Annotated in this window: 20 protein-coding genes; 6 read left to right on the forward strand and 14 right to left on the reverse strand. The window is 71.4% G+C overall.

Annotated elements, in window-relative coordinates:
• The 3 genes from ACXJY8_RS19385 to ACXJY8_RS19395 are packed head-to-tail and all read right to left on the reverse strand — an operon-like array spanning window position 1 to window position 3,575.
• A complete protein-coding gene (locus ACXJY8_RS19385; RefSeq protein ID WP_463772318.1) occupies window positions 1-600 on the reverse strand; it encodes a DUF1254 domain-containing protein in 600 nt (199 codons plus the stop codon).
• On the reverse strand, window positions 597-1,322 hold the full coding sequence (locus ACXJY8_RS19390; protein ID WP_463772320.1) for a DUF1214 domain-containing protein: 726 nt from the start codon (window positions 1,320-1,322) through the stop codon (window positions 597-599). The genes ACXJY8_RS19385 and ACXJY8_RS19390 overlap by 4 nt, the downstream gene beginning before the upstream one ends.
• A gap of 9 nt (window positions 1,323-1,331) precedes the next feature.
• The gene (locus ACXJY8_RS19395; RefSeq protein WP_463772322.1) at window positions 1,332-3,575 is read right to left on the reverse strand and encodes a transglycosylase domain-containing protein; all 2,244 of its coding nucleotides are present in this window, start codon (window positions 3,573-3,575) and stop codon (window positions 1,332-1,334) included.
• 419 nt (window positions 3,576-3,994) lie between these two features.
• On the opposite strand from ACXJY8_RS19395, the gene ACXJY8_RS19400 reads away from it, so the two are divergent.
• Window positions 3,995-4,429 (forward strand): YcgN family cysteine cluster protein, encoded by a 435-nt coding sequence (locus tag ACXJY8_RS19400; RefSeq protein ID WP_463780829.1) that lies wholly within the window; start codon window positions 3,995-3,997, stop codon window positions 4,427-4,429.
• A gap of 7 nt (window positions 4,430-4,436) precedes the next feature.
• Here ACXJY8_RS19400 and ACXJY8_RS19405 read toward each other — a convergent pair whose 3' ends face one another.
• The 4 genes from ACXJY8_RS19405 to ACXJY8_RS19420 all read right to left on the reverse strand — a co-directional run bounded on the left by ACXJY8_RS19405 (window position 4,437) and on the right by ACXJY8_RS19420 (window position 11,323).
• On the reverse strand, window positions 4,437-5,450 hold the full coding sequence (locus tag ACXJY8_RS19405; RefSeq protein WP_463772327.1) for a bifunctional riboflavin kinase/FAD synthetase: 1,014 nt from the start codon (window positions 5,448-5,450) through the stop codon (window positions 4,437-4,439).
• Between the two features lie 72 nt (window positions 5,451-5,522).
• Window positions 5,523-6,773, reverse strand: coding sequence for a PepSY-associated TM helix domain-containing protein (locus tag ACXJY8_RS19410; RefSeq protein ID WP_463772330.1), 1,251 nt, complete (start codon window positions 6,771-6,773; stop codon window positions 5,523-5,525).
• Complete coding sequence (locus ACXJY8_RS19415) at window positions 6,770-8,950, reverse strand: TonB-dependent siderophore receptor (protein ID WP_463772333.1); 2,181 nt, start codon at window positions 8,948-8,950, stop codon at window positions 6,770-6,772. Before ACXJY8_RS19415 ends, ACXJY8_RS19410 begins: the two co-directional genes overlap by 4 nt.
• Window positions 8,951-9,130: 180 nt before the next feature.
• Window positions 9,131-11,323, reverse strand: coding sequence for a TonB-dependent siderophore receptor (locus ACXJY8_RS19420; protein ID WP_463772335.1), 2,193 nt, complete (start codon window positions 11,321-11,323; stop codon window positions 9,131-9,133).
• A gap of 219 nt (window positions 11,324-11,542) precedes the next feature.
• On the opposite strand from ACXJY8_RS19420, the gene ACXJY8_RS19425 reads away from it, so the two are divergent.
• Together ACXJY8_RS19425 and ACXJY8_RS19430 are read left to right on the forward strand one after the other, a co-directional pair.
• Window positions 11,543-12,796, forward strand: coding sequence for an adenosylmethionine--8-amino-7-oxononanoate transaminase (locus ACXJY8_RS19425; RefSeq protein WP_463780832.1), 1,254 nt, complete (start codon window positions 11,543-11,545; stop codon window positions 12,794-12,796).
• A gap of 176 nt (window positions 12,797-12,972) precedes the next feature.
• On the forward strand, window positions 12,973-13,359 hold the full coding sequence (locus ACXJY8_RS19430) for a response regulator (protein WP_463772338.1): 387 nt from the start codon (window positions 12,973-12,975) through the stop codon (window positions 13,357-13,359).
• Window positions 13,360-13,371: 12 nt separating this feature from the next.
• Here ACXJY8_RS19430 and ACXJY8_RS19435 read toward each other — a convergent pair whose 3' ends face one another.
• From ACXJY8_RS19435 to rfbF, 5 genes are read right to left on the reverse strand one after another with little or no spacing between them, the layout of a single operon-like run.
• Window positions 13,372-14,277, reverse strand: coding sequence for an NAD-dependent epimerase/dehydratase family protein (locus ACXJY8_RS19435; protein ID WP_463772340.1), 906 nt, complete (start codon window positions 14,275-14,277; stop codon window positions 13,372-13,374).
• A complete protein-coding gene (locus tag ACXJY8_RS19440) occupies window positions 14,274-14,804 on the reverse strand; it encodes a dTDP-4-dehydrorhamnose 3,5-epimerase family protein (RefSeq protein WP_463772342.1) in 531 nt (176 codons plus the stop codon). The genes ACXJY8_RS19435 and ACXJY8_RS19440 overlap by 4 nt, the downstream gene beginning before the upstream one ends.
• A 4-nt stretch (window positions 14,805-14,808) precedes the next feature.
• Window positions 14,809-16,041, reverse strand: a complete 1,233-nt coding sequence (locus ACXJY8_RS19445) for a methyltransferase domain-containing protein (protein WP_463772345.1) — start codon at window positions 16,039-16,041, stop codon at window positions 14,809-14,811.
• Window positions 16,038-17,153, reverse strand: a complete 1,116-nt coding sequence (rfbG, locus tag ACXJY8_RS19450) for a CDP-glucose 4,6-dehydratase (RefSeq protein ID WP_463772347.1) — start codon at window positions 17,151-17,153, stop codon at window positions 16,038-16,040. The genes ACXJY8_RS19445 and rfbG overlap by 4 nt, the downstream gene beginning before the upstream one ends.
• A gap of 44 nt (window positions 17,154-17,197) precedes the next feature.
• On the reverse strand, window positions 17,198-17,965 hold the full coding sequence (gene rfbF, locus ACXJY8_RS19455) for a glucose-1-phosphate cytidylyltransferase (RefSeq protein ID WP_463772350.1): 768 nt from the start codon (window positions 17,963-17,965) through the stop codon (window positions 17,198-17,200).
• Window positions 17,966-18,443: 478 nt separating this feature from the next.
• Between rfbF and ACXJY8_RS19460 the strand changes: the two genes are divergently transcribed.
• Window positions 18,444-18,980 carry a MarR family winged helix-turn-helix transcriptional regulator gene (locus ACXJY8_RS19460; RefSeq protein WP_463772353.1) on the forward strand — a complete coding sequence of 179 codons (537 nt, stop codon included), beginning with the start codon at window positions 18,444-18,446 and terminating at the stop codon, window positions 18,978-18,980.
• Window positions 18,981-19,047: 67 nt separating this feature from the next.
• Here the strand turns inward: ACXJY8_RS19460 and ACXJY8_RS19465 are convergent, their stop codons facing one another.
• Complete coding sequence (locus ACXJY8_RS19465) at window positions 19,048-19,350, reverse strand: hypothetical protein (RefSeq protein WP_463772355.1); 303 nt, start codon at window positions 19,348-19,350, stop codon at window positions 19,048-19,050.
• Window positions 19,351-19,603: 253 nt separating this feature from the next.
• On the opposite strand from ACXJY8_RS19465, the gene ACXJY8_RS19470 reads away from it, so the two are divergent.
• A complete protein-coding gene (locus ACXJY8_RS19470; protein ID WP_463772358.1) occupies window positions 19,604-20,530 on the forward strand; it encodes a DMT family transporter in 927 nt (308 codons plus the stop codon).
• Window positions 20,531-20,535: 5 nt separating this feature from the next.
• Here ACXJY8_RS19470 and ACXJY8_RS19475 read toward each other — a convergent pair whose 3' ends face one another.
• Window positions 20,536-20,802 carry a hypothetical protein gene (locus tag ACXJY8_RS19475; protein ID WP_463772361.1) on the reverse strand — a complete coding sequence of 89 codons (267 nt, stop codon included), beginning with the start codon at window positions 20,800-20,802 and terminating at the stop codon, window positions 20,536-20,538.
• A gap of 481 nt (window positions 20,803-21,283) precedes the next feature.
• Between ACXJY8_RS19475 and ileS the strand changes: the two genes are divergently transcribed.
• A complete protein-coding gene (ileS, locus tag ACXJY8_RS19480; protein WP_463772365.1) occupies window positions 21,284-24,265 on the forward strand; it encodes an isoleucine--tRNA ligase in 2,982 nt (993 codons plus the stop codon).
• The last annotated feature ends 27 nt before the right edge of the window (window positions 24,266-24,292 follow it).

Genomic DNA, 24,292 nt, shown 5'->3' on the forward strand with positions numbered 1-24,292 from the left:
TCAGCCGCCGGTCTTCTCGTCGCCCGCGCTGTCGACGGTGCAGGAGACCGCCTGGACTGCCGCGTCGGCGGCCGCGCGCTGGCTCGGCAGGGCCGCGATCACCCGCACCACCACGAACCCGCGCGTTTCGCCGGCGACGATGCGGACGTCGTGACTGACCTCGTCCTCGTCGGCATTGGCGAGCGCCTCGTCGTATTGCGCCCGGGTTAGCACCACGAGATCGAGGGCGCCGCGCACCGCCGCCTGATCGGTCACCGCATAGAAAGCGCCGCGCGGGCCGTGCACCGCGAGCGACAGCATCAGGGTGCCGGTGCGCGCCGAGACCCGCATCGGTCCCTCGGCGAGATCGTAGGCACAGAGCCCCACCGCCACCGCCGGATCGGGAATCGGAAGCCAGGCCTCGACGGGTGGGGCGGCGTCGCCGGCGGCCGCCACCGTGTTGATCGCCATCGGGTGGTCGAGGCTCTCCCCCGAGCGCGCCCGCGACAGGGCATCGGATTCCGCCAGCCTCGGGATCAACAGCACCGCGGTCACATGCACGAGGCCGGCGAGGACCAGCCCCGACAGGGTGGCGACCAGGAAGCGTCCCCGCGGCGTCATGACGGGCATCCGATGCGGGTGATCGCCGGTACCGACGCGCGGTCGAGGTTGCCCGCGCTGGCCGCCACGGGCGTGTCGTACAGGCGGAGAGCGAGGCGGACGGCGCCCTTGGCGCGCGGCATCGGCAGCCAGTTGCCCGGCTGAACCTCGGGCGACAGGGTGATCACGAACCGCCCGTCGGTCTCGCGCAGGATCTCGGTGGCGGTGAAACCCTCCCGCATCGGTGCGACCTCCGCATCCCGCGGCCCGCGCCCGGCCACCGTCACGGTCCAGGCGCGGGCCGGCGGCGTCACCCCCGCCACCCGGTAGGTGCAGGCGGCATCGAGGCTCCGCCCGGATTCGTCGTGCTCGGCCGTGAGCAGCATGCCCTCGCCGATCGCCAGGGGAATCTCGCCCCGGCGCGCGTTGACCGCGCGGGCATAGGGATCGGCGCCCAACGAACCGACCTTCGGCCACGCGGTCCAGGCTCCCACCCGGACGCCGCCGAAGGGATAGCCGCCCCGGGTGGCATAATCGGCCGTGACGAGCCCGATCCCCGCGCCGAGAGCCAGGGCGTAGAGCACCAGCGTCACGGTCGAGGCCCGGCGCACGCCGCGCCGCAGCACGCCTGCCAGGCGTCCACCGGTTCCGGTGATGTCGCCCGAGCGCCGCTGCCCGGCGGGGGACGTTCGGGTCTGGTCCGGGCGCAGCCGCGCGACCGTCTCGGCCAATGTCATGCGCATGATCGCCGGTTACGGAGTCCCGATCCGGCCGCCGACGGCGCGGGCCCCCTCCGCCACCACGCCGGGCGCGTTCACCGGCTCCAGGGCGGAGGTCTTCTCGGGCGCCTTGGCGGCGGTCTTCTCCACCTGGCGGAACAGGCCGTTCATGCTGCCGATGACCTCGAAGGAGCGCCGGGAGAGCTTGCCGGCCGCGCTCGCGGCCGCGTTGACCGGCGCCGCGCTCTGGCCCGACTGCGCCACCGCGCGTCCCGGATCCTTCAGCCCCGGCATCGGCTTGAGTTCGATGCCCTGGTGGGCGACTTCCATCACGTCGTGCCAAGTCATGGCGGGAAGCGAGCCGCCGGTCATCTTGTTGGTGGAGGTGTGATCGTCGTTGCCGAACCAGACGGCACCGACGTAATTGCCCGTGTAGCCGACGAACCAGGCGTCGCGATAGGCGTTCGTGGTACCGGACTTGCCCGCGACCTTGATCCCCTCCAGCGCCGCGCGCTTGCCGGTGCCTTCCTCGACCACCTTGGTCAGCATGTAGTTCATGTCGGCCACCACCTGGGTCGACAGGACCTGCTGCACCTGCTCGTCGGCGTGGCGGTAGATCACCTCGCCGGACGAGTTGCGGACCTCCATGGCCGCGTAGGGCTTGGCCTTGCGTCCGCCATTGGCGAACACGGCGTAGCCGGCGGCCTGGTCGATGACGTTCACCTCCGCCGAGCCGATCGGCAGCGAGACGGAATCGGTCAGCTGCGTGGTGATGCCCATGGCGTGGGCGGTCTCGATGATCTTCTTGCGCCCGGCGGCGGCCGCCCTGGCTTCGTGGGAGATGCCCATCGCCTTGCCCAGGGCGATCGAGACCTGGATCGGAATGGTGTTGATGGATTTCGCCACCGCGACGGTGAGCGTCGTGGCGCCCGAGAATGAGCGCCCATAATTCTGCGGGCACCAGTTGCCGATGCAGACGGGCCTGTCGACGACGCGGGTATCCGGGCGGTACAGGCCCGCGGCGAGGCCCGCGGCGTAGACGTAGGGCTTGAAGGACGAGCCGGGCTGGCGGAGCGCATCGGTGGCGCGGTTGAACTGGCTCTCGCCGTAATCGGCGCCGCCGACCATTGCCCGCAGGGCGCCGTCGGGATCGAGGATCACCATGGCGGCTTCGTCGACCTCGTACTGGTCGCCGTAGCGGCGCAGGGTGTTCTGCACGGTCTCGTCGGCCCGGCGCTGGATCGTGAGGTCGAGGGGGGTCTTCACAGTGAGGACGCGGTCGCTGCGGAAGCGGCCGGCATCGGCCATCTGCTTGATCTCGCCGAAGGCCCAGTCGAGGTAGTAGTCCGCCGTGATGTCCCGGGTCCGGGTCACCGGCGTCGCGGGATTGCGCAGGGCGGTCTGGATCTGGCCCTCGGTGAGGAATCCGGCCTCGACCATGTTGTGCAGCACGTCGGCCGCGCGGGCGCGGGCGGCCGGCAGGTTCACGTGGGGCGCGTACTTCGTCGGCGCCTTGAACAGGCCGGCGAGCATCGCGGCCTCGGCCAGGGTGATGTCCTTGAGCGGCTTGCCGAAATAGTAATCCGCCGCCGCCACGGCGCCGAAGGTGCCGCCGCCCATATAGGCCCGGTCGAGGTAGAGCTTCAGGATCTCGTTCTTGGAGAGGTGGCTCTCCAGCCAGAGCGCCAGGAAGGCCTCGTTGATCTTGCGCTCGAGGGAGCGCTCGTTGGTGAGGAACAGGTTCTTGGCGAGCTGCTGCGTGATCGACGAGCCGCCCTGGGTGTTGCCGCCGCCGCGCGAGTTCGAGACCAGCGCGCGGGCGGTGCCGATGGGATCGATGCCCCAGTGCTCGTAGAAGCGCCGGTCCTCGGTCGAGACCAGGGCCTTGATCATGATGTCGGGAAAATCGTCGAGCTTCAGAGAATCGTCGTGCTTGATGCCGCGCCGCCCGACCTCGGTGCCGAAGCGGTCGAGGAAGGTCACGGCGAGGTCCTGGGCCTTCAGCCAGTTGTCGCTGGTCAGGTTGAAGGCGGGCTGGGCCAGGGCCAGCATGAGCACGGCGCCGCCGGTGCCGAGGGTCACCGCCTCGCTCGTCAGGTCGAGGGCGAACCGCTTCCAGCCCCGCACCGAGAACACGTTCATGCGCTCCTGGAAGCGCTCGTAGGTCTCGCCGGCCGAGCGGCCGCCGTCGTACAGGCTGGCGTTCACCCAGGCGTCGAAGGCGAGGGCGGCGTGCTTGATCCGGGTCGTGAGGGAGGTCGCTTTGGGCAGGCGCACCTGAGTTCCAGTCCTTCCGCACCCGGATCCGGCAGGATGCCGGCCCCGTGATCCTACCAACACCCGCGCCCGGCCGCGAGGCTTCGTTGAAGGGAACGCCCGACAAGGGCAAGCGTCCCGCCGCCGCAGGCCGTAACCTGTCGTTAACCTTGATGCCGGAATGGGGCGGGGCGGTGGCGCGCCCGGAGGAACGCCGCGCGTGGCGTCATGCCCTGTGCCGGCAACGCTTGCTCCGGGCTCCGCGTTGCGGCACAGGAGCGGATCACCCGGATTCTCGCCGCTTCCAGCCCAAGGTGTTCCCCATGCGGGACCGCTCGGCCGCGCGTTCCCCGACGCCGCAGGCCTTCCCAGAAACTGCCCGGCCCGAGCCGGCTGCCCCGGCCGCGGAGCCGTTCTGGCGGACCAAGAGCCTGGAGGCGATGTCGCCGGCCGAGTGGGAGAGCCTGTGCGACGGCTGCGGCCGCTGCTGCCTCCTCAAGCTCGAGGACGAGGACACGGCGGAGGTCTACCACACCGATGTCGGCTGCACCCTCCTGGACGGCCATGGCTGCCGCTGCCGCGACTATGCGCGGCGCCAGAAGCGGGTGCCCGACTGCGTGCGCCTGACGCCGGAAGCCGTGCGCACGATCCCGTGGCTGCCGCCGACCTGCGCCTACCGTCTGGTCCGCGAGGGCCGCGACCTCCACGACTGGCACCCACTCGTCTCGGGCCGTGCCGCCAGCGTGCACGAGGCCGGCATCTCCGTGCGCGGCCGGGTCTCGGGCAACGAGGAGGAGTTCACGGCCGACGAACTCCTCGATCGGATCGTGACCTGGCCCAACCGCACGCCGGACACCGAGGACGAGGCGGAGTAGGCGCGCCTCAGGCGTCGAACATCGACGGGACCGGGTCCTGGGCGATGATCCGGCGCGCTTCGGCGGCGTCGAGATGCATGCGGGCGATCAGAGCATCGGCCCCGTCGAATCGCTCCTCGCCCCGGATGTACCCCAGGAACTCCACAGCGATCGCCTGGCCGTAGAGGTCGCCGGCGAAGTCGAACAGGTTCACCTCGAGGAGCGGCGCGCCGTCGTCGAAGGTCGGGCGCCGGCCGTAGCTCGCGACCCCGTCGTTCACCCGCCCGTCGGGCAGGCGCACCCGTACCGCGTAGATGCCGTGGGCGAGGTTGCAGTCGGCGAGCGCCACGTTGGCGGTGGGATAGCCGAGCGTGCGCCCGCGCTTGTCGCCATGGCGGACCTCGCCGGAGACGAACCAGCGATAGCCCAGGAGCGCGTTCGCCCGCGCCACCGCGCCCTCGGCCAACGCCGCCCGGATCGCGCTCGACGAGACGGGCTCCGCGCCCGCATTCAGGGCGACGGGCGGAATGACGCGGCAGCTCAGGCCCGCCTGCGCGCAGAGGCCGGCGAGCACCGCGGGCGTGCCCTCGCGGCCACGGCCGAAATGGAAGTCGTGGCCGATGACGACGCCCGCCACCCCGAGATCGCGCACCAGAAGGCCTTCGACGAAGTCGCGCGCACCGGTCCCCGCCAGGGTGGCGTCGAAGCGGCGCACGATCAGCCCGTCGAGGCCGAGATGCGCGAAGACGATCTCCTTGGCGTCCGCGTCGGTGAGCCGGAACATGGGCAGATGCGGCGCGAAATAGGCTCGCGGGTGCGGCTCGAAGGTGAGCGCGACCGCAGGCCGCCCGGCCGCCCGGGCGGTTTCCCGGACGGCGGCGATGAGCGCACGGTGGCCGAGATGCACCCCGTCGAAATTGCCGATCGCCGCGATGGCGCCGGCGATCGCGGGCGGGACCGGTTCGTCCTCGCGGCAGATCGTGAAGCGTCGCTCTCGCGCGGATGCGGCGGGCGGAACGGCGGATTCGTCGCCAGACGACATCGGATCTCGGGAGTTGCAGCGGTCGGGGTCGGAGGCTGTGGCGGCGGAACCTGTCGAAAACCGGTCGGAGGGTCAAGCGCGCGGGCCGAGCGCGGGGGTCGCGCCGCCGGCCGGTGCCGCCCGCCCGCGGCGCCGGGCCTTGGCCGCACGTCGCCCGATGTAGAGCAGCAGTCCCGTCACCAGGAAGAGCGGCATCAGCAGCGCCGCCGCAAGGAAGACCGGCGGACCGAAGAGGCCGAAGATGCGGCCGCTGTGCAGGTCGAGCATGTTGCCGGCGATGCGGACGCCGAGGGGGCGCTCCCCACCGACCTCGCGCACGAGGATGCGCCCGGTGGCCGCCTCGATCCGGGTGTCGTCGCGCCAGCCGTTCCGGTTCTCCGAGCGGATTCGGACGGGTCCGGTCCCTCCGCTCGGCAGGATCAGGGTCGCCCGGGTGAACTGACCCGCATCCACGGTACGGAAGGCCGTCCAGGCGGCGTCGAGGCTCGGCGCCCCGGGGCTTCCCAGGCCCTCCTCGCGGCGGGCGGCCCGGCCCGGCCCTTCGCCCTTCGTCGCCGCCTCCTTCCGGGCGGGCGCCGGCCCGCCGACCTTGTCCGCCGGCGGCTTGCCGTCCGCCATCCGCGCGATGGTCTCGCCGCGCGTGAGGAGGGCGGTGACGACCTCGCGGTAGCCGTCGTAAGACCACCACAGGCCGCTCAGGGCGATCACGAGGTAGACCGGCAGCACCCAGGTTCCGGCCACCGCATGCAGCGACCAGTAGGTCGGCCGGCCCCACTGCCGCAGGCTGGGCTTCAGCCAGATGCGGACGGACATCACCTTCGGCCAGCGCAGGTAGAGGCCGGTGCAGAGAAGGACGAGGAGCGCAAGGGTGCTGGCGCCGGTCAGGGTCCGGCCCCAGCCCTTGCCGTCGCCGGGCAGGAGCAGCCAGCGGTGCAGGCGCCGGATCGTGGCAAAGGCCTCCTCCGTCCGCGCTGCGCCCCGCACCGTGCCGTCATGGGGGTCGAGGTAGAGGGAGGGCGGGCGCTGGCCGGTGGCGGGGTCGCGCCCGAGGCGCACCATCGCGGCGGTGCCGGGCTCGGCCGCGAGCGTGAGGTTCGCCACCGTGCCGGCCCGCTGGGCATGGAAGCGGGCGAGGAGAGCGTCCGGCGAGAGCGGATCTTCCGCCTGGGGCGCGACCCGGATCAGGTCGGCATCGATGGCCTCGCCGATCGCGTCCTCGTAGCTCAGGAGTGCGCCGGTGACGCCCGCCACCGCGAGGACGAGGCCGGCCCCGAGCCCGAGCAGCCAGTGCAGCTGGAACAGGATGGCGCGCAGGTGCCTCACCACGCCACCCGTGCCGTCACGAGGGCCTGGAAGGGTTCGCCCACAGCCACCAGCAGGTTGCTGCCGCCCGAGGAGGGATAATAGGTGCGATCGAACAGGTTCTTGAGGTTGAGCTGGAGCGTGGTCGGCAAGCCGTTCACCTGCGTGTTGTAGGCCAGGAACGCGTCACAGACGACGTAATCGGGCAGCGTGAAGGTGTTGGCGGCATCCCCCGGCCGGGCGCCGACGTAGCGCGCGCCGAAGCCCGCCTCCAGGAAGCCCGCACCGAGGCGGTTCGCGCCGAACTCGGTCGCCTCGGCGATGGCGCCGAACTGGTGGGTCAGGAAGGCCGTGGCGGTGACGCGCGGGGTGTTGAGGAGTTGCTTGCCCGCCAGCACCGGGTCCTGGGTGACCTCGGCCTGGGTGAAGCCGTAGCTGGCGATCACCGCCCAGTCGGGCAGGATCTGGCCGGCGACGTCGAGTTCGAACCCGCGCGAGCGCACCTTGCCGGCGGTGCTCGCCACCGTGAGGCCGTTGACGACCTGCGTCACCAGCACGTTGGCCTTCTCGATGTCGAACATCGCGCCCGTCACGGTGAGCCCGGCGGCGACGTCCGCCTTCACGCCGACCTCGAAGGCCTCGCCTTCCTCGGGGGGCAGGGCGCCCACGATGTTGGCCAGCGACGTGTTGGGTTTGAAGGACTGCGAATAGCTGCCGTAGAGCGACAGGTTGGGGCTGAGCTTGTAGACGAGGCCGACCCGCGGCAGGACGCGCACCCCGTCGATGTCGGTGTAGACCACCGCCGGCGTCCCCTTGGCGCCGAACTGGTCGAAGATCTGCGTGCTGATGCCGGCCACCAGAATCCACTGGTCGCTGAGGTGCAGCGAGTCCTGCAAATACAAGCTGGTATTCACTAAGCGTTCGCGCAGGTTGCTGTCCGCGGGCGAGATCACCGGCACCGCGGCGAGGGTGCCGTAGACCGGTTGGAACGGGTTGAACCCCGCCCGGTTCGGACCCCGGATGATGTCGGGCCGGCCGTAGTCGATGTTCTCGTAGGTCACGCCGGCCAGGAGGTCGTGGCGCAGGCCGAAGGTATCGAAGCTCCCGGTCAGGTCGAGGCGGGCGACGTGGGCGTTGAAGTCCGCGTTGCGGGTGCCGTCGGCCCGACGGGTGAGGAGGCCGGTGGCCGGGATGTAGGTGACCGGCCGGATCTGGTCCTCGTCGTAGCCGAGATGGGAGTAGGTGTAGCCGAAATGCAGCGTCCAGGTGTTGTCGAAGCGGTGGTCGACGTCGAGGGTGGCGAGGTGGCTGGTGGCTTCGTGCTGGCTCGAGCGCTCGTCGAAGCGGCGGTCGCGCGGCACCCGCAGGGGGCGCCCGGTGCGCGGATCGAAGATCGTGCCGCGGTCGTAGGGCACGCGGTAATGCCCGAACTCGTAGCCCACCGTCACGGTGGTGTCGTCGCCCTTCCAGGTGAGCGAGGGGGCCACGACCTGCCGGCTGATGTGGCCGAAGTTGCGCCAATAGTCGTAGCTCTGGAGGTCGGCCACCATCCGGTAGGCGAGATTGGTGCCCTCCACGGGGCCGGTGAGGTCGCCCTGGACGAGGCCGCCGCCGAAGCTCGTCCCCGTGAGGTTGAGGGAGCCGTGCGGGGTGAATTCGGGCCGCTTCGAGACGAGGTTGATCAGGCCGCCCGGGTCGGTGATGCCGTAGAGGAGCGAGGCCGGGCCTTTCAGCACCTCGACCCGCTCGATGGCGTAGCTGAAGTTCTGCTGCAGCACCGTGCGGCGCCCGTCCCGCAGGATCGAGTCGTCGCGGAAGGTGCCGAAGCCGCGCCGCACCACCGCCTCCTGCGTGCCGCCGACGCTGTTGGTCTGGGCGATGCCGCTGACGTTGCGCAGGGCCTCGTCGAGGGAGATCACGCGCTGGTCGCGCAGCACCTCGGCGGAGACCACGGCGATGTTGGCCGGCGTGTCGAGGAGCGCGGTGTCCGCGCCCGCCCCGAAGGTCGAGCGCCTGGGCTGGTAGCCGACGGTCGAGAGCCCGTTGCCGAGGCCGGCGACGCTGAGTTCCTCGAGGGTGACGGTGGAGGCCTCCCCGTCCGGGGCGCGCTGGGCCTGTGCGGGCGTCCCGGCGGCGAGGAGCAGGAGGAGGCCGGCCGGGAGGGGCAGGCGCGAGGCGGCGGGCGGGTGGAGCGGCATGACGGGTCCGGCGGAAAGACCCGGCACCCCTATCGGCTCCCCGGAAGAGATTCAATTGTCAAATCCAAGCTTAGAAGCGTTCGAAACTCGACGTGCTACTAGATCTGGGAAAGAGATTGGATGAATTCCAGGGTATTTCCAAGATAACCACAAGACGGTCCGGCTTTCATGGTCGGGCGCTCACCAGGCGACGCGGGCGGTGACGAGGGCCTGGAAGGGCTCGCCCACCGCCACCAGCAGGTTGCTGGCGCCGGACGAGGGATAATAGGTCTCGTCGAACAGGTTCTTCAGGTTCAGCTGCAGGGTGGTCGGCAGGCCGTTCACCTGGGTCCGGTAGGCCAGGAACGCGTCGCAGACCACGTAGTCCGGCATGGTGAAGCTGTTGGCGGCGTCCCCGGGCCGCGCGCCGACGTAGCGGCTGCCGAACCCGGCCTCCAGGAAGCCCGGGCCGAGGAGGGTCGAGCCGAACGCCGTCGCCTCGGCCACCGCGCCGAGTTGGTGGGTGAGGAACAGCGAGGCTGTGACGCGCGGCGTGTTCTGGAGCTGCTTGCCGGCGAGCACCGGATCCTCGGTGACGACCGCCTGGGTGAAGCCGTAGCTGCCGATCACGGCCCAGTCGGGCAGGATCTGCCCCGCGAAATCGAGCTCGAAGCCGCGCGAGCGCACCTTGCCGGCGGTGGAGCCGAAGCGGTTGCCGTTGACCACCTGGGTGATCAGCACGTTGCTTTTCTCGGCATCGAACATCGCGCCGGTGATCAGGAGGCCGTCGGCGACCTCCGCCTTGACCCCCACCTCGTAGGCCGTCCCCTCTTCCGGCAGCAGGGCCCCGGTCACATCGAGGTCGGTGACGTTGGGGCGGAAGGACTGCGTGTAGCTGCCGTAGAGCGAGAGGTTGGGCGCGAGCTTGTAGACGAGCCCGGCCCGCGGCACCGGCTTCACCCCGTCGATGTCGGTCGAGACCACGGCGGGGCGCCCCGCATAGGCGATCTGGTCGTAGATCTGGGCGCTGACCCCGCCCACCAGGATGAGCCGGTCGGTGAGGTGGAGCGAATCCTGCAGGTACAGGCTGGTGTTGCTGAGCCGGTCGCGGTTGTTGCTGGCCGCCAGCGAGACCCGGTCGGAGGCGCCGATCAGGCCGTAGACGGGGTCGAACGGATCGAACCCGCCGACGTTCGATCCCCGCACGCTGGTCTTCCGGTAATAGTCGATCCGCTCGAACATCGCCCCGGCGAGGAGATCGTTGCGCAGTCCGAAGGTCTCGAAGCGCCCCGTCAGGTCGAGGCGGGCGACGTGGGCCTCGAAATCCCCGCCGCGCGTCGCATCGGCCCGGCGCGTCAGGAGGCGGGTGTCGGAATCGTAGATGACCGGCCGGATCTGGTTGTCGTCGTAGCCGAGCCGGGAATAGCTGTAGCCGGCATGCAGCGTCCAATCCTCGCTGAACCGGTGGTCGAGATCGATCGTGGCGAGGTGGCTGGTGGCGTCCACCTTGCTGACCCGCTCGTCGAAGCGCCGGTCGCGGGGCACGCGCAGGGGGCGCCCGGTGCGCGGGTCGAAGGTGGTGCCCCGATCGAAGGGGATGCTGTAATGCGTGAATTCATAGCCCACCGTCACGGTGGTGTCGTCGCCGCGCCAGGTCAGCGACGGCGCGACGACCTGACGGCGGATCTGCCCGAAGTTGCGCCAGTAGGCGTAGTCCTGAACGTCGCCGACGACCCGGTAGGCGAGGTTGGTATCCGTGACCGGGCCGGTGAGGTCGGCCTGGACGAGGCCGCCGCCGAAGCTGGTTCCGGTCAGTTCGAGGGAGCCCCGGGGGGTGAAGTCCGGGCGCTTCGAGACGAGGTTGATGAGGCCGCCGGGCTCCGAGATGCCGTAGAGGAGCGAGGCCGGGCCCTTCAGGACCTCGACCCGCTCGATGGCGTGGTTGAAGTTCTGCTGCAGAACCGTGCGGCGCCCGTCGCGCAGGATGGAACTGTCCCGGGAAAACCCGAAGCCGCGCCGGATGACGGCCTCCTGCGTGCCGCCGAGGCTGTTGGTCTGCACCACGCTGCTGACGTTGCGCAGGGCCTCGTCGAGGCTCAGCACGCGCTGGTCGCGCAGGACGGCCCCCGACACGACGGCGATGTTGGCCGGCGTGTCGAGGAGGGCCGTGTCGGACCCCGCACCGAAGCTGGTGCGCCGGGGCTGGTAGCCGAGCACCGCCCCGGCGTCGCCCGTGACCGTGAGTTCACCGAGGGCGACGGTCGAGACGTCGGGCGACTGCGCGACCGCCGAGCCGCCCTGGAGCAGGAAGGCGGCCCCCGAGAGCCATCCCGCCGCGCCCGCGCGCCGGCGGCCGGCGGAGGTGCGGTGACGATGCGGGGCATGACGGGACATGATCGCTCCTGGGTTGAGTCACCATCCGCCGTAGATCAGGATAGTATTGTTGACAATAGACGCGTAAAACATTGGAATTTATCTAAATGATATGGTCTATAGATCAGTTTATCGATATAGTTCTCAAAATAAACTTCCTGCCAGATGATCCCGGCCGGCGCCGGGCGCATCTCGGACGGCCTTGACCCCGCCGCTGCGCCGGCCCATCCCCTGCGGACCATGGACAGCCCGCGCATCCAGCATCTCTGGCGGCCCTACACGCAGATGAAGGGGGCGGCCCCGCCGCTGGAAGCCGTGCGCACCCACGGCTCGCGCATCGTGCTCGCCGACGGGCGCGAGCTGATCGACGGCATCGCCTCGTGGTGGACGGCGGCCCACGGCTACAACCATCCCCACATCCGCGCCGCCGTGGCCGCGCAGCTGGAGGCGATGCCGCACGTGATGTTCGGCGGGCTCACCCACGCACCGGCGGAGCGGCTGGCCGCGCGCCTGGCCGCCCTGCTGCCCGGCGACCTCGACCACGTCTTCTTCACGGATTCCGGCTCGGTCGCCGTCGAGGTCGCCCTGAAGATGGCGGTGCAGATGTGGATCAACCGCGGCGTGCCCGGCCGCACCCGCATCCTGGCCTTCCGCGAGGGCTATCACGGCGACACCCTGGGGGCGATGTCGGTCTGCGATCCCGACGAGGGCATGCACCGGCGCTTCGGCGCCTACCTGCCGGCCCAGGTCTTCTGCGACCTGCCCCGGACGGCGGCGCAGGTCGCCGCCCTCGACGCGACCCTGGCGGCCGAGCGCGAGACCCTGGCTGCGGTGATCGTCGAGCCCCTGGTGCAGGGGGCCGGCGGCATGCGGATGCACCCCCCCGAGGTGCTGGCGAGGGTGGCGCGGCTGGCGGCGCGCCACGGGCTGCCGCTGATCGCCGACGAGATCTTCACCGGGTTCGGGCGCACCGGCACCCTGTTCGCCTGCGAGCAGGCCGGCATCGTGCCGGACATCCTCTGTCTCTCGAAGGCGCTCACCGGGGGCACGATGGCGCTGGCCGCCACCGTGGCCACGGGGGCCGTGTTCGAGAGCTTCCTCTCCGACGATCCCGCCGCCGCCCTGATGCACGGGCCGACCTTCATGGCGAACCCGCTCGCCTGCGCGGCGGCCAATGCCAGCCTCGACCTGTTCGCGCGCGAGCCGCGCCTCGATCAGGTCGCCGCTCTCGCGGCCGCCCTCGCCGACGGCCTCGAACCCCTGCGGGGCCTGCCGCACGTCGCCGACATCCGGGTCCTCGGGGCGATCGGGGCGGTGCAGTTCCGCCGGGCGCCCGACCTCGCCGACCTGAAGCGCCGCTTCCTGGCGCACGGCACCTGGGTCCGGCCCTTCGGCAACATCGTCTACCTGACCCCGGCGCTCACCATCGCGCCGGCGGATCTCGCCGAGCTCCTCGGCGCCATGCGGGCGGTGGTGCGGGCGGTCGCCCCCTGACGGCACAAGCCCGCATCCGGTGCAACCCACGCCCCCGTCGCTCGTTGGGATGACGTTGCGCTGGCCCCATGTCCAGGATCTCCGGAATCCCTGATCGCGCCGTGCGGGCCCCCTGGCTCCAGGCGGGGGGGCGGTCCCGGGCGGGGCCCGCGGCCAGACAGGCTGGAGGGTGCATCGTGGTGGATGAGGCGAAGGCGAACGACGACCGGCCGGTGATCCTGCTGGTGGAGGACGAGGCCCTGACGATCATGGATCTCGGCGACGTTCTCGAGAATGGCGGCTACGAGACCGTGCAATGCGCCTCGGCCGAGCGGGCGCTCGGCATCATCCAGGACCGCCCCGACATCTGCGGCCTGATCACCGACGTGGAATTGTCGGGCAAGACCAACGGCTTCGAGCTCGCGACCGCGGTCTCCGAGGCCCGGCCGCAACTGCCCATCGTCATCGTCTCGGGCCGCGCCGCGCCCGATCCCGAGCGGATGCCGAAGGGCGCCCGGTTCATCGCCCGGCCCTGCACCGGCGAGGACATCCTGTCCCAGCTCAAGGGCCTGCTGCCCTGCTGAGGGCCCGACGCCTCAACCCGGCGCGTCCCCTCGGGCGCGCCACCACGCGACGGTGTCGTCGAGCCCGCGGTCCAGGTCGAAGCGCGCCCTGAACCCGAGCGCGTCCGTCAGAAGGCGCGTCTCGGCCTCGATCACCGGCGGTTCCGCCGGGCTCAGAGGCCGGGCGCCGAAGGCCAGATGCTCGGCGCCCCCGATCCGGGCGGCGAGTCCTTCGAGGAGCGTGCGCACCGGGATCGCCGCGCCGGAGGCGATGTTCACGGGCCCGCTGACGTCACGCGCGACCAGGGCGGCCAGACCCTCGGCGGCATCGGCGACATGCAGGAAATCGCGGCGCTGGCGCCCGTGCGAGGTCGGGAACCCGGTGCGGGCGGTCAGTGCCCGGATCGCGTCCGGCACGAGCCGCCCGCGGCGCTCGCCGGGGCCGTAGAGGTAGAACAGCCGGCCCCAGGCGAAGCCGAGGCCTGCCGTGCCGGCATAGGCCTCCAGGATGCGCCGCGTCCCGTCCTTGGCGGCGCCGTAGAGCGTCGCGGGCCGGCAGGGCGTGGTCGCCTCGTGGAAGCGGGCCGGTCCCCATTCGTATTCGGCGCAGGTGCCGGTCCCGACGAAGCGCCGGCCTCCCGCCGCCGCGAAGGCCTGGGCGAGATCGAGGGTGGCCGCGACCCAGTCGAGGTTGCGCGCCGAGGTCCAGTAGCGGCCGGGCTCCGCGTCCCAGGCGAGGTGGAGGAGATGGCTCGGCCGGATCCTCGCGATCAGCGCGCGCCGCTCTTCCGGCACGAGCAGGTCGGCCGCGTGCCAGTGCGCGTCCGCCGATGCGGCCCGCCCGACGCCGTGGACCTCGAAGCCGCGCGCCCGCAGGGCCGGCACGGCGTGGCGGCCGACGAAGCCGGCCGCGCCGGTGACGAGGACACGGCCGCTCACCGCACCCAGTCGGGATAGGCGAGGTCGCGCTCGGCGATCACCGTGACGGGCTCCGGCCAGGCGACGTCGAGGCTCGGGTCGTTCCAGCGCAGGCCCCGGGCGCTGCCGGCCACGTAGGGGCGGTCGATCATGTAGAGCACCTCGGCGCCGTCGCTGAGGGCCTGGAAGCCGTGGCCGAAGCCGGCCGGAATGTAGAGGGCATGGCGGTTCGCGGCGCTGAGTTCGGTCCCGTAGGCCCGGAGATAGGTCGCCGAATCCGGTCGCAGGTCGACGATGACGTCGTGGATCGCGCCGGCCGTGCAGCGCACCAGCTTGGTCTCCGCATGGGGCTCGGCGGAGAAGTGCAGGCCGCGCACGGTGCCGCGCCGGGCGTTGTAGGAGATGCTGGACTGGGCGAAGGTGCCGATGAGCCCCTGCGCGGCGAACGCCTCCGCGCAGGCGGTGCGGGCGAAGAAGCCGCGTTCGTCGGCATGGGGCTCGGGGCTGACGCGGAAGGCGCCGGAGAGCGGCAGGGCCTCGAAGCGCATCGGCTCAGAACACCGAGAGGCGCGGGATCGCGGTGACGAAGCGCCCGCCCCAGTCCCGGATGGCCGCCATCTCGCCGGCGATCTCGTCCTTCAGGTTCCAGGGCAGGATCAGGACGTAGTCCGGCCGCTGCGCCAGGAGGGCCTCCGGCGCGACCACCGGGATGCGGCTGCCGGGCAGGAGGGTGCCCTGCTTGTGCGGCGAGCGGTCCGCTACCGCCCGCACCAGCTCGGGGCCGATGCCGCAGTAATTGAGGAAGGTGTTGCCCTTGGCCGCCGCCCCGTAGGCGCAGACGGTCTTTCCGCTGAGCCGCAGCTCCGCCAGGAAGGCGAGGGTGGTGCATTTGATGCGCACGACCGCCTCCGCGAAGGCCGCATAGCCGCTCGCCTCGAACAGGCCGCCGGCGCGCTCCTCGGCGAGCACCCGGGCCACCGCCGGACCCTGCGGCTGCGCGGCCGCCCCGTGGCAGGCGAAGACCCGCAACGAGCCGCCATGGGTCGGCCATTCCTCCACGTCGAAGACCCGCAGGCCGTGCGCCTCGAGGAGCCGCGCGACGACGCCGAGGGAGAGGTACGAGAAGTGCTCGTGGTAGATGGTGTCGAACTGGCGCGCCTCGATCATCCGCAGGAGGTGCGGGAACTCGAAGGTGGCCACGCCCTCGGGCTTCAGGAGGATGCGGAAGCCCGCCACGAAGTCGTGCAGGTCGGGCACGTGGGCGAGTACGTTGTTGGCCGCCATCAGGTCGGCCGCGTGGCCCTCGGCACGGAGGCGGGTGGCGGTCTCGGCCCCGAAGAAGGCGACCTCGGTGGGAATGCCGCGCGCCCGCGCCACCGCCGCCACGTTGGCGGCCGGCTCGACCCCGAGGGCGGGAATCCCGCGCGCCACCACCGAGCGGAGCAGGTAGCCGTCATTGCTCGCCACCTCCACGACCCGGCTCGCGGTGCCGAGGCCGAAGCGGGCCTGCATCGCCGCGACATAGGCCTCCGCATGGGCGAGCCAGCCCGCCGAGAAGCCCGAGAAGTAGGCGTAGTCCGAGAAGATCGCCTCCGGCGTCTCGAAGGCTTCCAGCTGCACGAGGAAGCAGGCCTCGCAGACGAAGGCGTGGAGGGGATGCACCCGCTCGCCCCGGTTGGCGCTGGTCGCCGGCACGTAGGCGTTGGCGAGCGGCGACAGGCCGAGATCGACCAGGCTCCGGGCGAGGGGCGCTCCGCAGAGACGGCAGGGACGGTGTGCGCTCACGCCGGTCGGGCTCCCAGGGCTTCGTAGGCGCCGATCTGCGCCAGGGTGAGGTCGCGGGCGCAGGCCCCGCCGGCCTGCGCCCGGTACCAGGCCGCGGTCCAGGTCAGCGCCGCGTCGAGGCGCAGGCGCCGGTCCCAGCCGAGATGCGCCCGCGCCTTGGCGGAATCCACCTTGAGGAAGGTCGCCTCGTGCGGGTGGATCGCCTCCGACAGGTGCCACAGGGCATCGGACCCCCAAGCCTGGGCGAGCCCGTCGACGAGATGCGCCACCGGCCGGCAATCCTCGTCGGCCGGGCCGAAGTTCCAGGCCTCGGCGTAGCGCGGCCCCTCGTCCGCCGCCAGGCACTCGGCGAGACGCAGGTAGCCGCTCAGGGGTTCGAGCACGTGCTGCCAGGGCCGGGTGGCGTGCGGCGCGCGGATCTCGACCGATTCGCCCCGTGCGAAGGCGCGGACGATGTCGGGCACGAGCCGGTCCTCGGACCAGTCGCCGCCGCCGATGACGTTGCCCGCCCGGGCGGTGGCGACCCGGCAGTCCCGCTCTGCGAGGAACGAGGCCCGGTAGGCTGCCGCGACCAGCTCGGTGCAGCCCTTGGAGCTGCTGTAGGGATCGTGGCCGCCGAGCGCTTCGGTCTCGCGGTAGCCCCAGGGCCATTCGCGGTTCGCATAGGCCTTGTCGCTCGTCACCACCACGACGGCCCGCACGGAGGGCGTCGCCCGCACGGCCTCCAGCACGTGGGCGGTGCCCATCACGTTGGTGGCGTAGGTGGCCAGCGGATCGCGGTAGGAGGCGCGCACCAGGGCCTGGGCCGCCATGTGGACGACGATCTCGGGGGCGGTCGCGTCCAGGCACGCCCGGACCGCCGCGGCGTCGCGGATGTCGGCGAGGTGCGAATCGAGCCCGCTGCCGAGGCCGGTTGCCGCGAACAGGCTCGGGGTGGTCTCGGGGGCCAGCGCCAGCCCGCTCACCCGGGCGCCCAGGCGCTCCAGCCACAGGCAGAGCCAGCCGCCCTTGAAGCCGGTATGGCCGGTGACGAGCACCCGCCGCCCGGCCCAGAAGGCGGGATCGGGATTCGGGTCGCGCGTGCGCGGCAGGGGAAAGGGCGAGGGCTGCACGCTGTGAAACGATCTCCGGAAACGATCTGCGCTGGCGCGCCAGACTACCAGCACTTCCAGGGCGGCGCGTCCCCCGCCCACAGGGCTTCGAGGTGGTTCTTGTCCCGCAGGGTGTCCATGGCCTGCCAGAAGCCCGCATGGACGTAGGCCGCGAGCTGCCCGTCGGCGGCGAGGCCCTCCAGGGGCTCGGCTTCCCAGACGGTGGCGTCCCCCGCGATCCGGTCGAGCACGCGCGGCGAGAGCACGAAGAAGCCGCCGTTGATGGTCGCGCCGTCGCCGGCGGGCTTCTCGCGGAAGCGCCGCACCGTGCCGTCCTCGAGTTCCAGCGCGCCGAAGCGGCCCGGCGGCGTCACCGCCGTCAGCGTGGCGAGCTTGCCGTGCGCCCGGTGGAAGGCGGCCAGCGCCGTCAGGTCCACGTCGGCGACGCCGTCGCCGTAGGTCATGAAGAAGTCGTCGTCGCCGAGGTAGTCGCGCACCCGCTTCAGGCGTCCGCCCGTCATCGTGGTCTCGCCGGTCTCGATCAGCGAGACGCGCCAGTCCTCGGCGGTGCTGCGGTGGAAATCGACATGGCCGCGCCCGACGTCGACGGTCACGTCGGACAGGTGCAGACGGTAGTTCAGGAAGAACTCCTTGATGACGTAGCCCTTGTAGCCGAGGCAGATCACGAATTCGCGCACCCCGTGGGCGGCGAAGATCTGCATGATGTGCCAGAGGATCGGCCGGCCGCCGATCTCCAGCATGGGCTTGGGGCGGGTCACCGTCTCCTCGGAGAGGCGCGTGCCGAGACCGCCTGCGAGGATGACTGCCTTCATGGGGCTCCTGAGAGAGGGCATCGGGTCCCGGGAGGGCTTCGCCGGGGCCGGAATGTCTTCGCGGGGCTGTGATGTCTTCGCGGGGCCGGGATCGGGCCCGCCGACGATGGTCCGCAACGCTTAATCCAGGGGTCGGGCTTCGTCCAGGCGACGGCGCGAACGGCCGTTTAGCCGACTTTTCCCGTCCTGGCGGCCACGAGCCGGGGGCTCTGTCATCGCAGCTTCATACGGGCCGGTCATGCCGCCATCAGGCGGGAACGGCTGCGGTCGCCGGTATCCGGGTCTGCGGGGCCGGGTTGCCGGTGGATGCGTCCGGATTGACCGGCGCGGGCCCACCGCCCGCGGGTTAACATGTCGGAGAGGACGAGCGATGCGGGCGGCTGACGAGCGCGGGATGGCCGAACCCGGCGAGGGCTTGGCCCGCGCGGCGATGGCCTCGCTCCCCGGGACGGGCGGTGACAGGGATGGCGAGCGGAGCATGAGCAAGTCCGACAAGCGCCTGCGGCCCCCGGGCTCGAAGAGCGTGGGCTGGGCCCTGGTCCAGGCCGCGCGCCTGCACCGCTCCCGCATCGGCGACCGCCTCGCCGCCCTCGATCTCTTCGCCGGGCAGGAGCAGGTGGTGCAGGCCCTGGCCGCGGCCGGGACCATGACCATGGGCGACCTCGCCGCGACCCTCCGGGTGCGCCCGCCGACCGCGTCCAAGACCATCTCGCGGCTCGCCGCCCTCGGGTTCGTCGAGCGCCGCGCCGAGGCCGGCGACGGCCGCATCGTGCGCGTGCGCCTCACCGAGACGGGTCTGGCCAAGGCGGCGGCCATCGAGCGGCTCTGGGACGATGTCGAGGCGGAACTCCTGGACGGGTTCGACGGCAAGGAGAAGCGCCGGCTGCGCAAGCTCCTGCGCAAGGCCGCCCGCAACCTCGCCGAGGTGTCCGGCGTCACCGGCCACGAGGTCGAGGGCGATTCCGAGATGGACGAGGACGAGCCGGAGACCCTGGCGGTTCCGGAGGCGCTCTAGGGCCGAGGTCCCTCGGGGCAGGGCGCGTTCCCGCCGGTGCCGGCTGGAGCGGCCTGGCCGTCGAAGCCTAGGTCTGGGGAGCCGAGCTCTTCGGGGCCGGGATCTTCGGGGGCGGGATCTTCGGGGACTTGGCCTTGCGCATCATGCCCGAGCCCGCATGCACCGCCCGCCGGCGCTTGAAGCGCTCGCCGGTCCGCTCCATGGCGAGGGCGAGCTGCGAGGCGGCCCGGTCGAACAGCCAGAGGACCGCGCAGAGCACGATGGTGATCGCGCAGGCGAGGCCGATCATCAGCCCCAGGATTCCGGGCGCGGGCAGAATCATCAGGCAGAGCAGCCCGAAGGTGGCGATCAGGGGTATGGCCTTCGTCATGGATGGCCTCCGCCGGTGACGTTCGCCGAACAGGCTCAGGCGGAGATCGATAAGACTGGGTGCAGGTCGCACGATTGACCGTCCTGCGTGCAACGGATGGTTGGCATTCCGTTTCCCGGCGGGGTGGAGCGATGCTTCGGCGCCGGAGCCGACCCGACCTGAGCGCGGGTGTGCGGGGCGGGGTGCCTGCTCTAAACCACCTCCGTCGCACAGTGCAGACGGGCGGAACGCCGCCCCGGATCGGGATCGGGTCGTGAGGTCAGAACCAGGGGGCGCCGCGCCCACGAACCGGCGCCTGGCCGGCATCGCCCTGATGTGCGGCACGCTGGCGTTCTTCGCCTGTCTCGACGCCTCGGCCAAGACCCTCGCCGGCCTCGGCGTCGATCCGCTGCTCTCGACCTTCATGCGCTACGCCGTGAACGTCTCCCTGGTGCTGATGGTCCTCAATCCCGTGCGGACGCCCGGGGTGGCGCGTACGAACCGGCTCACGCTCCAGGTGCTGCGCTCGCTGCTGCTGTTCGGGTCGACGGCCCTCAACTTCCTGGCGCTGCGCAAGCTCCAGCTCGCCGAGACCCTGTCGATCCAGTTCGCGACGCCCCTGATGGTGGCGCTGCTCGCCGGCCCGCTGCTGGGCGAATGGTCGTCGCCGCGGCGGCTCGTGGCGGTGGGGATCGGCTTCCTCGGCGTGCTGGTCATCGTCCGGCCGGGCGTCGGCGCGTTCCAGCCGGCGGTGCTTCTCAGCATCGGCAACATGCTGTGCTACGCGTTCTACGTGCTGATCACCCGCAAGCTCGCGGGCGTCGATTCGACGGCCACGACGGTGTTCTACTCGGGCCTCGCCGGCCTCGCGGTGATGAGCCCGCTGCTGCCCTGGATCTGGACCACCCCGACGGCATGGAGCGCCTGGGCCCTCCTGATCGGGGTCGGCCTGTTCGGTACGCTGGGGCACTGGCTGCTGGTCCTGGCCCATGCCCGGGCGCCGGCCAACGTGCTGGCGCCCTTCATCTACACCCAGCTGCTCTGGTCGGTGCTGCTCGGCTACCTCGTCTTCGGCGACGTGCCGAACCGGTGGACGCTGACCGGCGCGTCCATCGTCATCGGCTCCGGGCTCTACCTCCTGGCCCAGGAATCCCGCGGGCGCCGCCGGCCGGAGGCCGGGCTCGTCCCGCGGGATTCCTGACCGCCTCAGCGGTGGCGGCGGTGATGGTAGTGGCGGCGGGACTTCATGCGGGTGCGGTAGGCGCGCCGGCCCGGATCGATGCCGAGCGCCCCGTTCACGGTGCCCACCGCGCCGCCGACGGCGCCGCCGACGATGCCGCCCACCGGACCGGCGACCCGGTCGCCCTCGGCCGCGCCGCGGCGGATGCCGCCCGGCAGGCCCTGGGCTTCGGCCGCGCCCGACAGGGCGAAGGCGGACAGGACGAGGCTGGCGGCGAGCAGAGCTTTTCTCATGGTCGTGTCTCCCTATGACGCCGCGTCTCGGTCACCCGGACAGACGTGGTTCCCGGCAGGAGGCCGGAGGGCACCCGAACGCGTGCGGAACAACGGCCGAGCTTGAAAAAGGTCCCGAGAGAAATTCAGGACTGAGAAAATCTGGACTGAGGAATGCAGGACCGGGAAATGCACGACTCGGCGATTCGAGGGCGGCAAATGCATCGCGCGGGCGGAACCCGGAAAGCTCGCTGGTCTCGCGCCTGCGCCGCTGCTAGAAGCCGCCGCATGGGCGTCGATGGTGATCTGCGCGGACGGTTCGGCGTGCCGAGCGCGTCCCGGCCTCGAATTATGAGCCCGGCCTGCGCCTGAGGGCCGCTGCGGCGGACCGATGCGAAGGCCGGGAGGGCGACGACTCGCCTCCGTTCCGCCGGCCCCGGTGGCACCTCCGCCCGCCGACCGCCTCCATGCCGATCCGCGCCGAAGACCTCACAGACATCCCATGAGCGACCAGACCTCCCCCGCCGCGGCCCCCGCCCGCGACTACTCGAAGACCCTGTTCCTGCCCCAGACCGAATTCCCCATGCGGGCCGGCCTGCCGGTGCGCGAGCCCCTGCTGCTGGAGCGCTGGGCGGCCACGGACCTCTACGGGCAGATCCGCGCGCAGGCCGCCGGCCGGCCGAAATTCGTGCTGCACGACGGCCCCCCCTACGCCAACGGCAACATCCACATCGGCACGGCGCTGAACAAGATCCTGAAGGACGTGATCGTCCGCGCGCAGGGAACGCTCGGCTACGACGCCAACTACGTGCCGGGCTGGGACTGCCACGGCCTGCCGATCGAGTGGAAGATCGAGGAGCAGTACCGCGCCAAGGGCCGCAACAAGGACGACGTGCCGGTCATCGAGTTCCGCCAGGAATGCCGCAGCTTCGCGAGTCACTGGCTCGGCGTGCAGCGCGAGGAGTTCAAGCGCCTCGGCGTCACCGGCGACTGGGAACACCCCTACGTGACCATGTCGTTCCCGGCCGAGGCCGCGATCGCCCGCGAACTCATGACCTTCGCGATGACGGGCCAGCTCTACCGCGGCTCGAAGCCGGTGATGTGGTCGGTGGTGGAGAAGACCGCCCTGGCCGAGGCCGAGGTCGAGTACGAGGACCATGTCAGCGACACGATCTTCGCCGCGTTCCGGCCGATCGCCGGCGCGTCCCCGGATCTCGCCAACGCGCGCGTGGTGATCTGGACCACGACCCCCTGGACCATGCCGGGCAACCGCGCCGTCGCCTATTCGCGCAAGGTCGCCTACGGCCTCTATCGGGTCACGGCGGCCGCCGAGGACAACTGGGCCAAGGTCGGCGACCGCTACGTCCTCGCCGATACCCTGGCGGCGTCCGTCTTCGCGAGCGCCCGTGTCGAGGCCTTCGAGCGCCTGCGCGACGTCGCCCCGGCCGAGCTCGCCGGCCTGACCCTGAGCCATCCTCTGGCCGGCCACGTGCCCGGCTACGACTTCGCCGTGCCTCTCCTGGAGGGCGAGCACGTCACCGACGAGGCCGGCACCGGCTTCGTCCACACGGCGCCGGGCCATGGCCGCGAGGATTTCGAGGTCTGGACGGCCAACGGACGGGCCCTCGCCCAGCGCGGCATCGAGACCCGCATCCCCTACACCGTGGATGCCGACGGAGCGCTGACCGAGGAGGCTCCCGGTTTCACGGGAAAACTCGTCCTTAACCACAAGGGCGAGAAGGGCGACGCCAACAAGGCGGTCATCGCGGCGCTGACCGAGGCCGGCGCCCTGGTGGCGCGCGGCACGCTCAAGCACAGCTATCCCCATTCCTGGCGCTCGAAGAAGCCGGTCATCTTCCGCAATACGCCGCAATGGTTCATCGCCATGGACAAGCCGGTCGAGTCGCTCGGCGGCCGGACCCTGCGCGAGGTCGCCATGCGGGGGATCGAGGACACCCGCTGGGTGCCGCCCCAGGGTAGGAACCGCATCAACGGCATGGTCGCCAACCGGCCCGATTGGGTGGTCTCGCGCCAGCGCGCCTGGGGCGTGCCGATCACCGTCTTCGTCAAGCGCGGCACCCACGAGGTCCTGCGCGACGAGGCGGTGAACGCGCGCATCGCCGAGGCTTTCGCGGCGGAAGGTGCCGATGCCTGGTTCACGGATGCGGACGGGGCCCGGTTCCTCGCCCCCGACCACGATCCGGCCGAGTACGAGAAGGTCACGGACGTCCTCGACGTCTGGTTCGATTCCGGCTCGACCCACGCCTTCGTGCTCGACGATCCGGAGCAGTTCCCCGGCCTGTCCGGCGTCAGGCGCCGCCGCGACGGCGGCGCCGACACGGTGATGTATCTCGAGGGCTCCGACCAGCATCGCGGCTGGTTCCAGTCCTCGCTGCTCGAATCCGCCGGCACGCGCGGCCGCGCCCCCTACGACATCGTCCTCACCCACGGGTTCGTCCTCGACCCGAAGGGCCTGAAGATGTCGAAGTCGAAGGGCAACGTCGTCGCGCCGCAGAACGTCATCAAGGATTCGGGCGCCGACATCCTGCGCCTGTGGGTGGCGGCCTCCGACTATGCCGACGACCTGCGCATCGGCCCGGAGATCATCAAGACCTTCGCCGAGACCTACCGCAAGCTGCGCAACTCGATCCGCTGGATGCTCGGGTCGCTGGCGCATTTCGAGCCCGACGCCGAGATCGCCCAGGCCGAACTGCCCGAACTCGAGCGCCTGATCCGGCACCGGCTGTCCGAGCTCGACGGCGAGATCCGCGAGGCCTACGCCACCTTCGACACCAAGCGCGTGGTGGCGCTCCTCAACGGCTTCATGACCGGCGACCTCTCGGCCTTCTACTTCGACGTGCGCAAGGACGTGCTCTACTGCGACCCGGCCTCGTCGCCGGTGCGCCGGGCCGCCCTCCAGGTCATCGACGAGACCTTCCGCCGGGTCACGATCTGGCTGGCGCCCGTCCTCGCCTTCACGGCGGAGGAGGCCTGGCTCGACCGTTACCCGTCGGAGACCGGCTCGGTCCATCTCCAGACCCTGCCGGAGACGCCCGCCGCCTGGCGGGACGAGGCGCTGGCGGCGCGCTGGCAGACCATCCGCCGGGTGCGCCGGGTCGTCACCGGCGCCCTGGAGATCGAGCGTACGGCCAAGCGCATCGGCGCCAGCCTGGAGGCGGCGCCCACCGTGTACGTCGCGGATGCAGAGCTGCGCGCCGTGGTCGAGGGTGTCGACTTCGCCGATATCTGCATCACCTCCGCCATCCGCATCGCGGCGGGCGAGGGCCCTGCGGAGGCGTTCCGTCTCGAGGACGTGCGCGGCGTCGCGGTGGTGCCCGCCCTCGCCGCGGGCCGCAAATGCGCCCGGTCCTGGCGGGTGACGCCCGAGGTCGGCAGCGACCCGGACTACCCCGACGTGACGCCGCGCGACGCGCGCGCCCTGCGCGAGTGGGACGCGGCGCATGCCGGCACGAGCGCCGCGTGAGGCCGATGCCGCGCCTGCCCTTCCCCC

It is taken from the genome of Methylobacterium sp. TK31, from assembly GCF_055361545.1.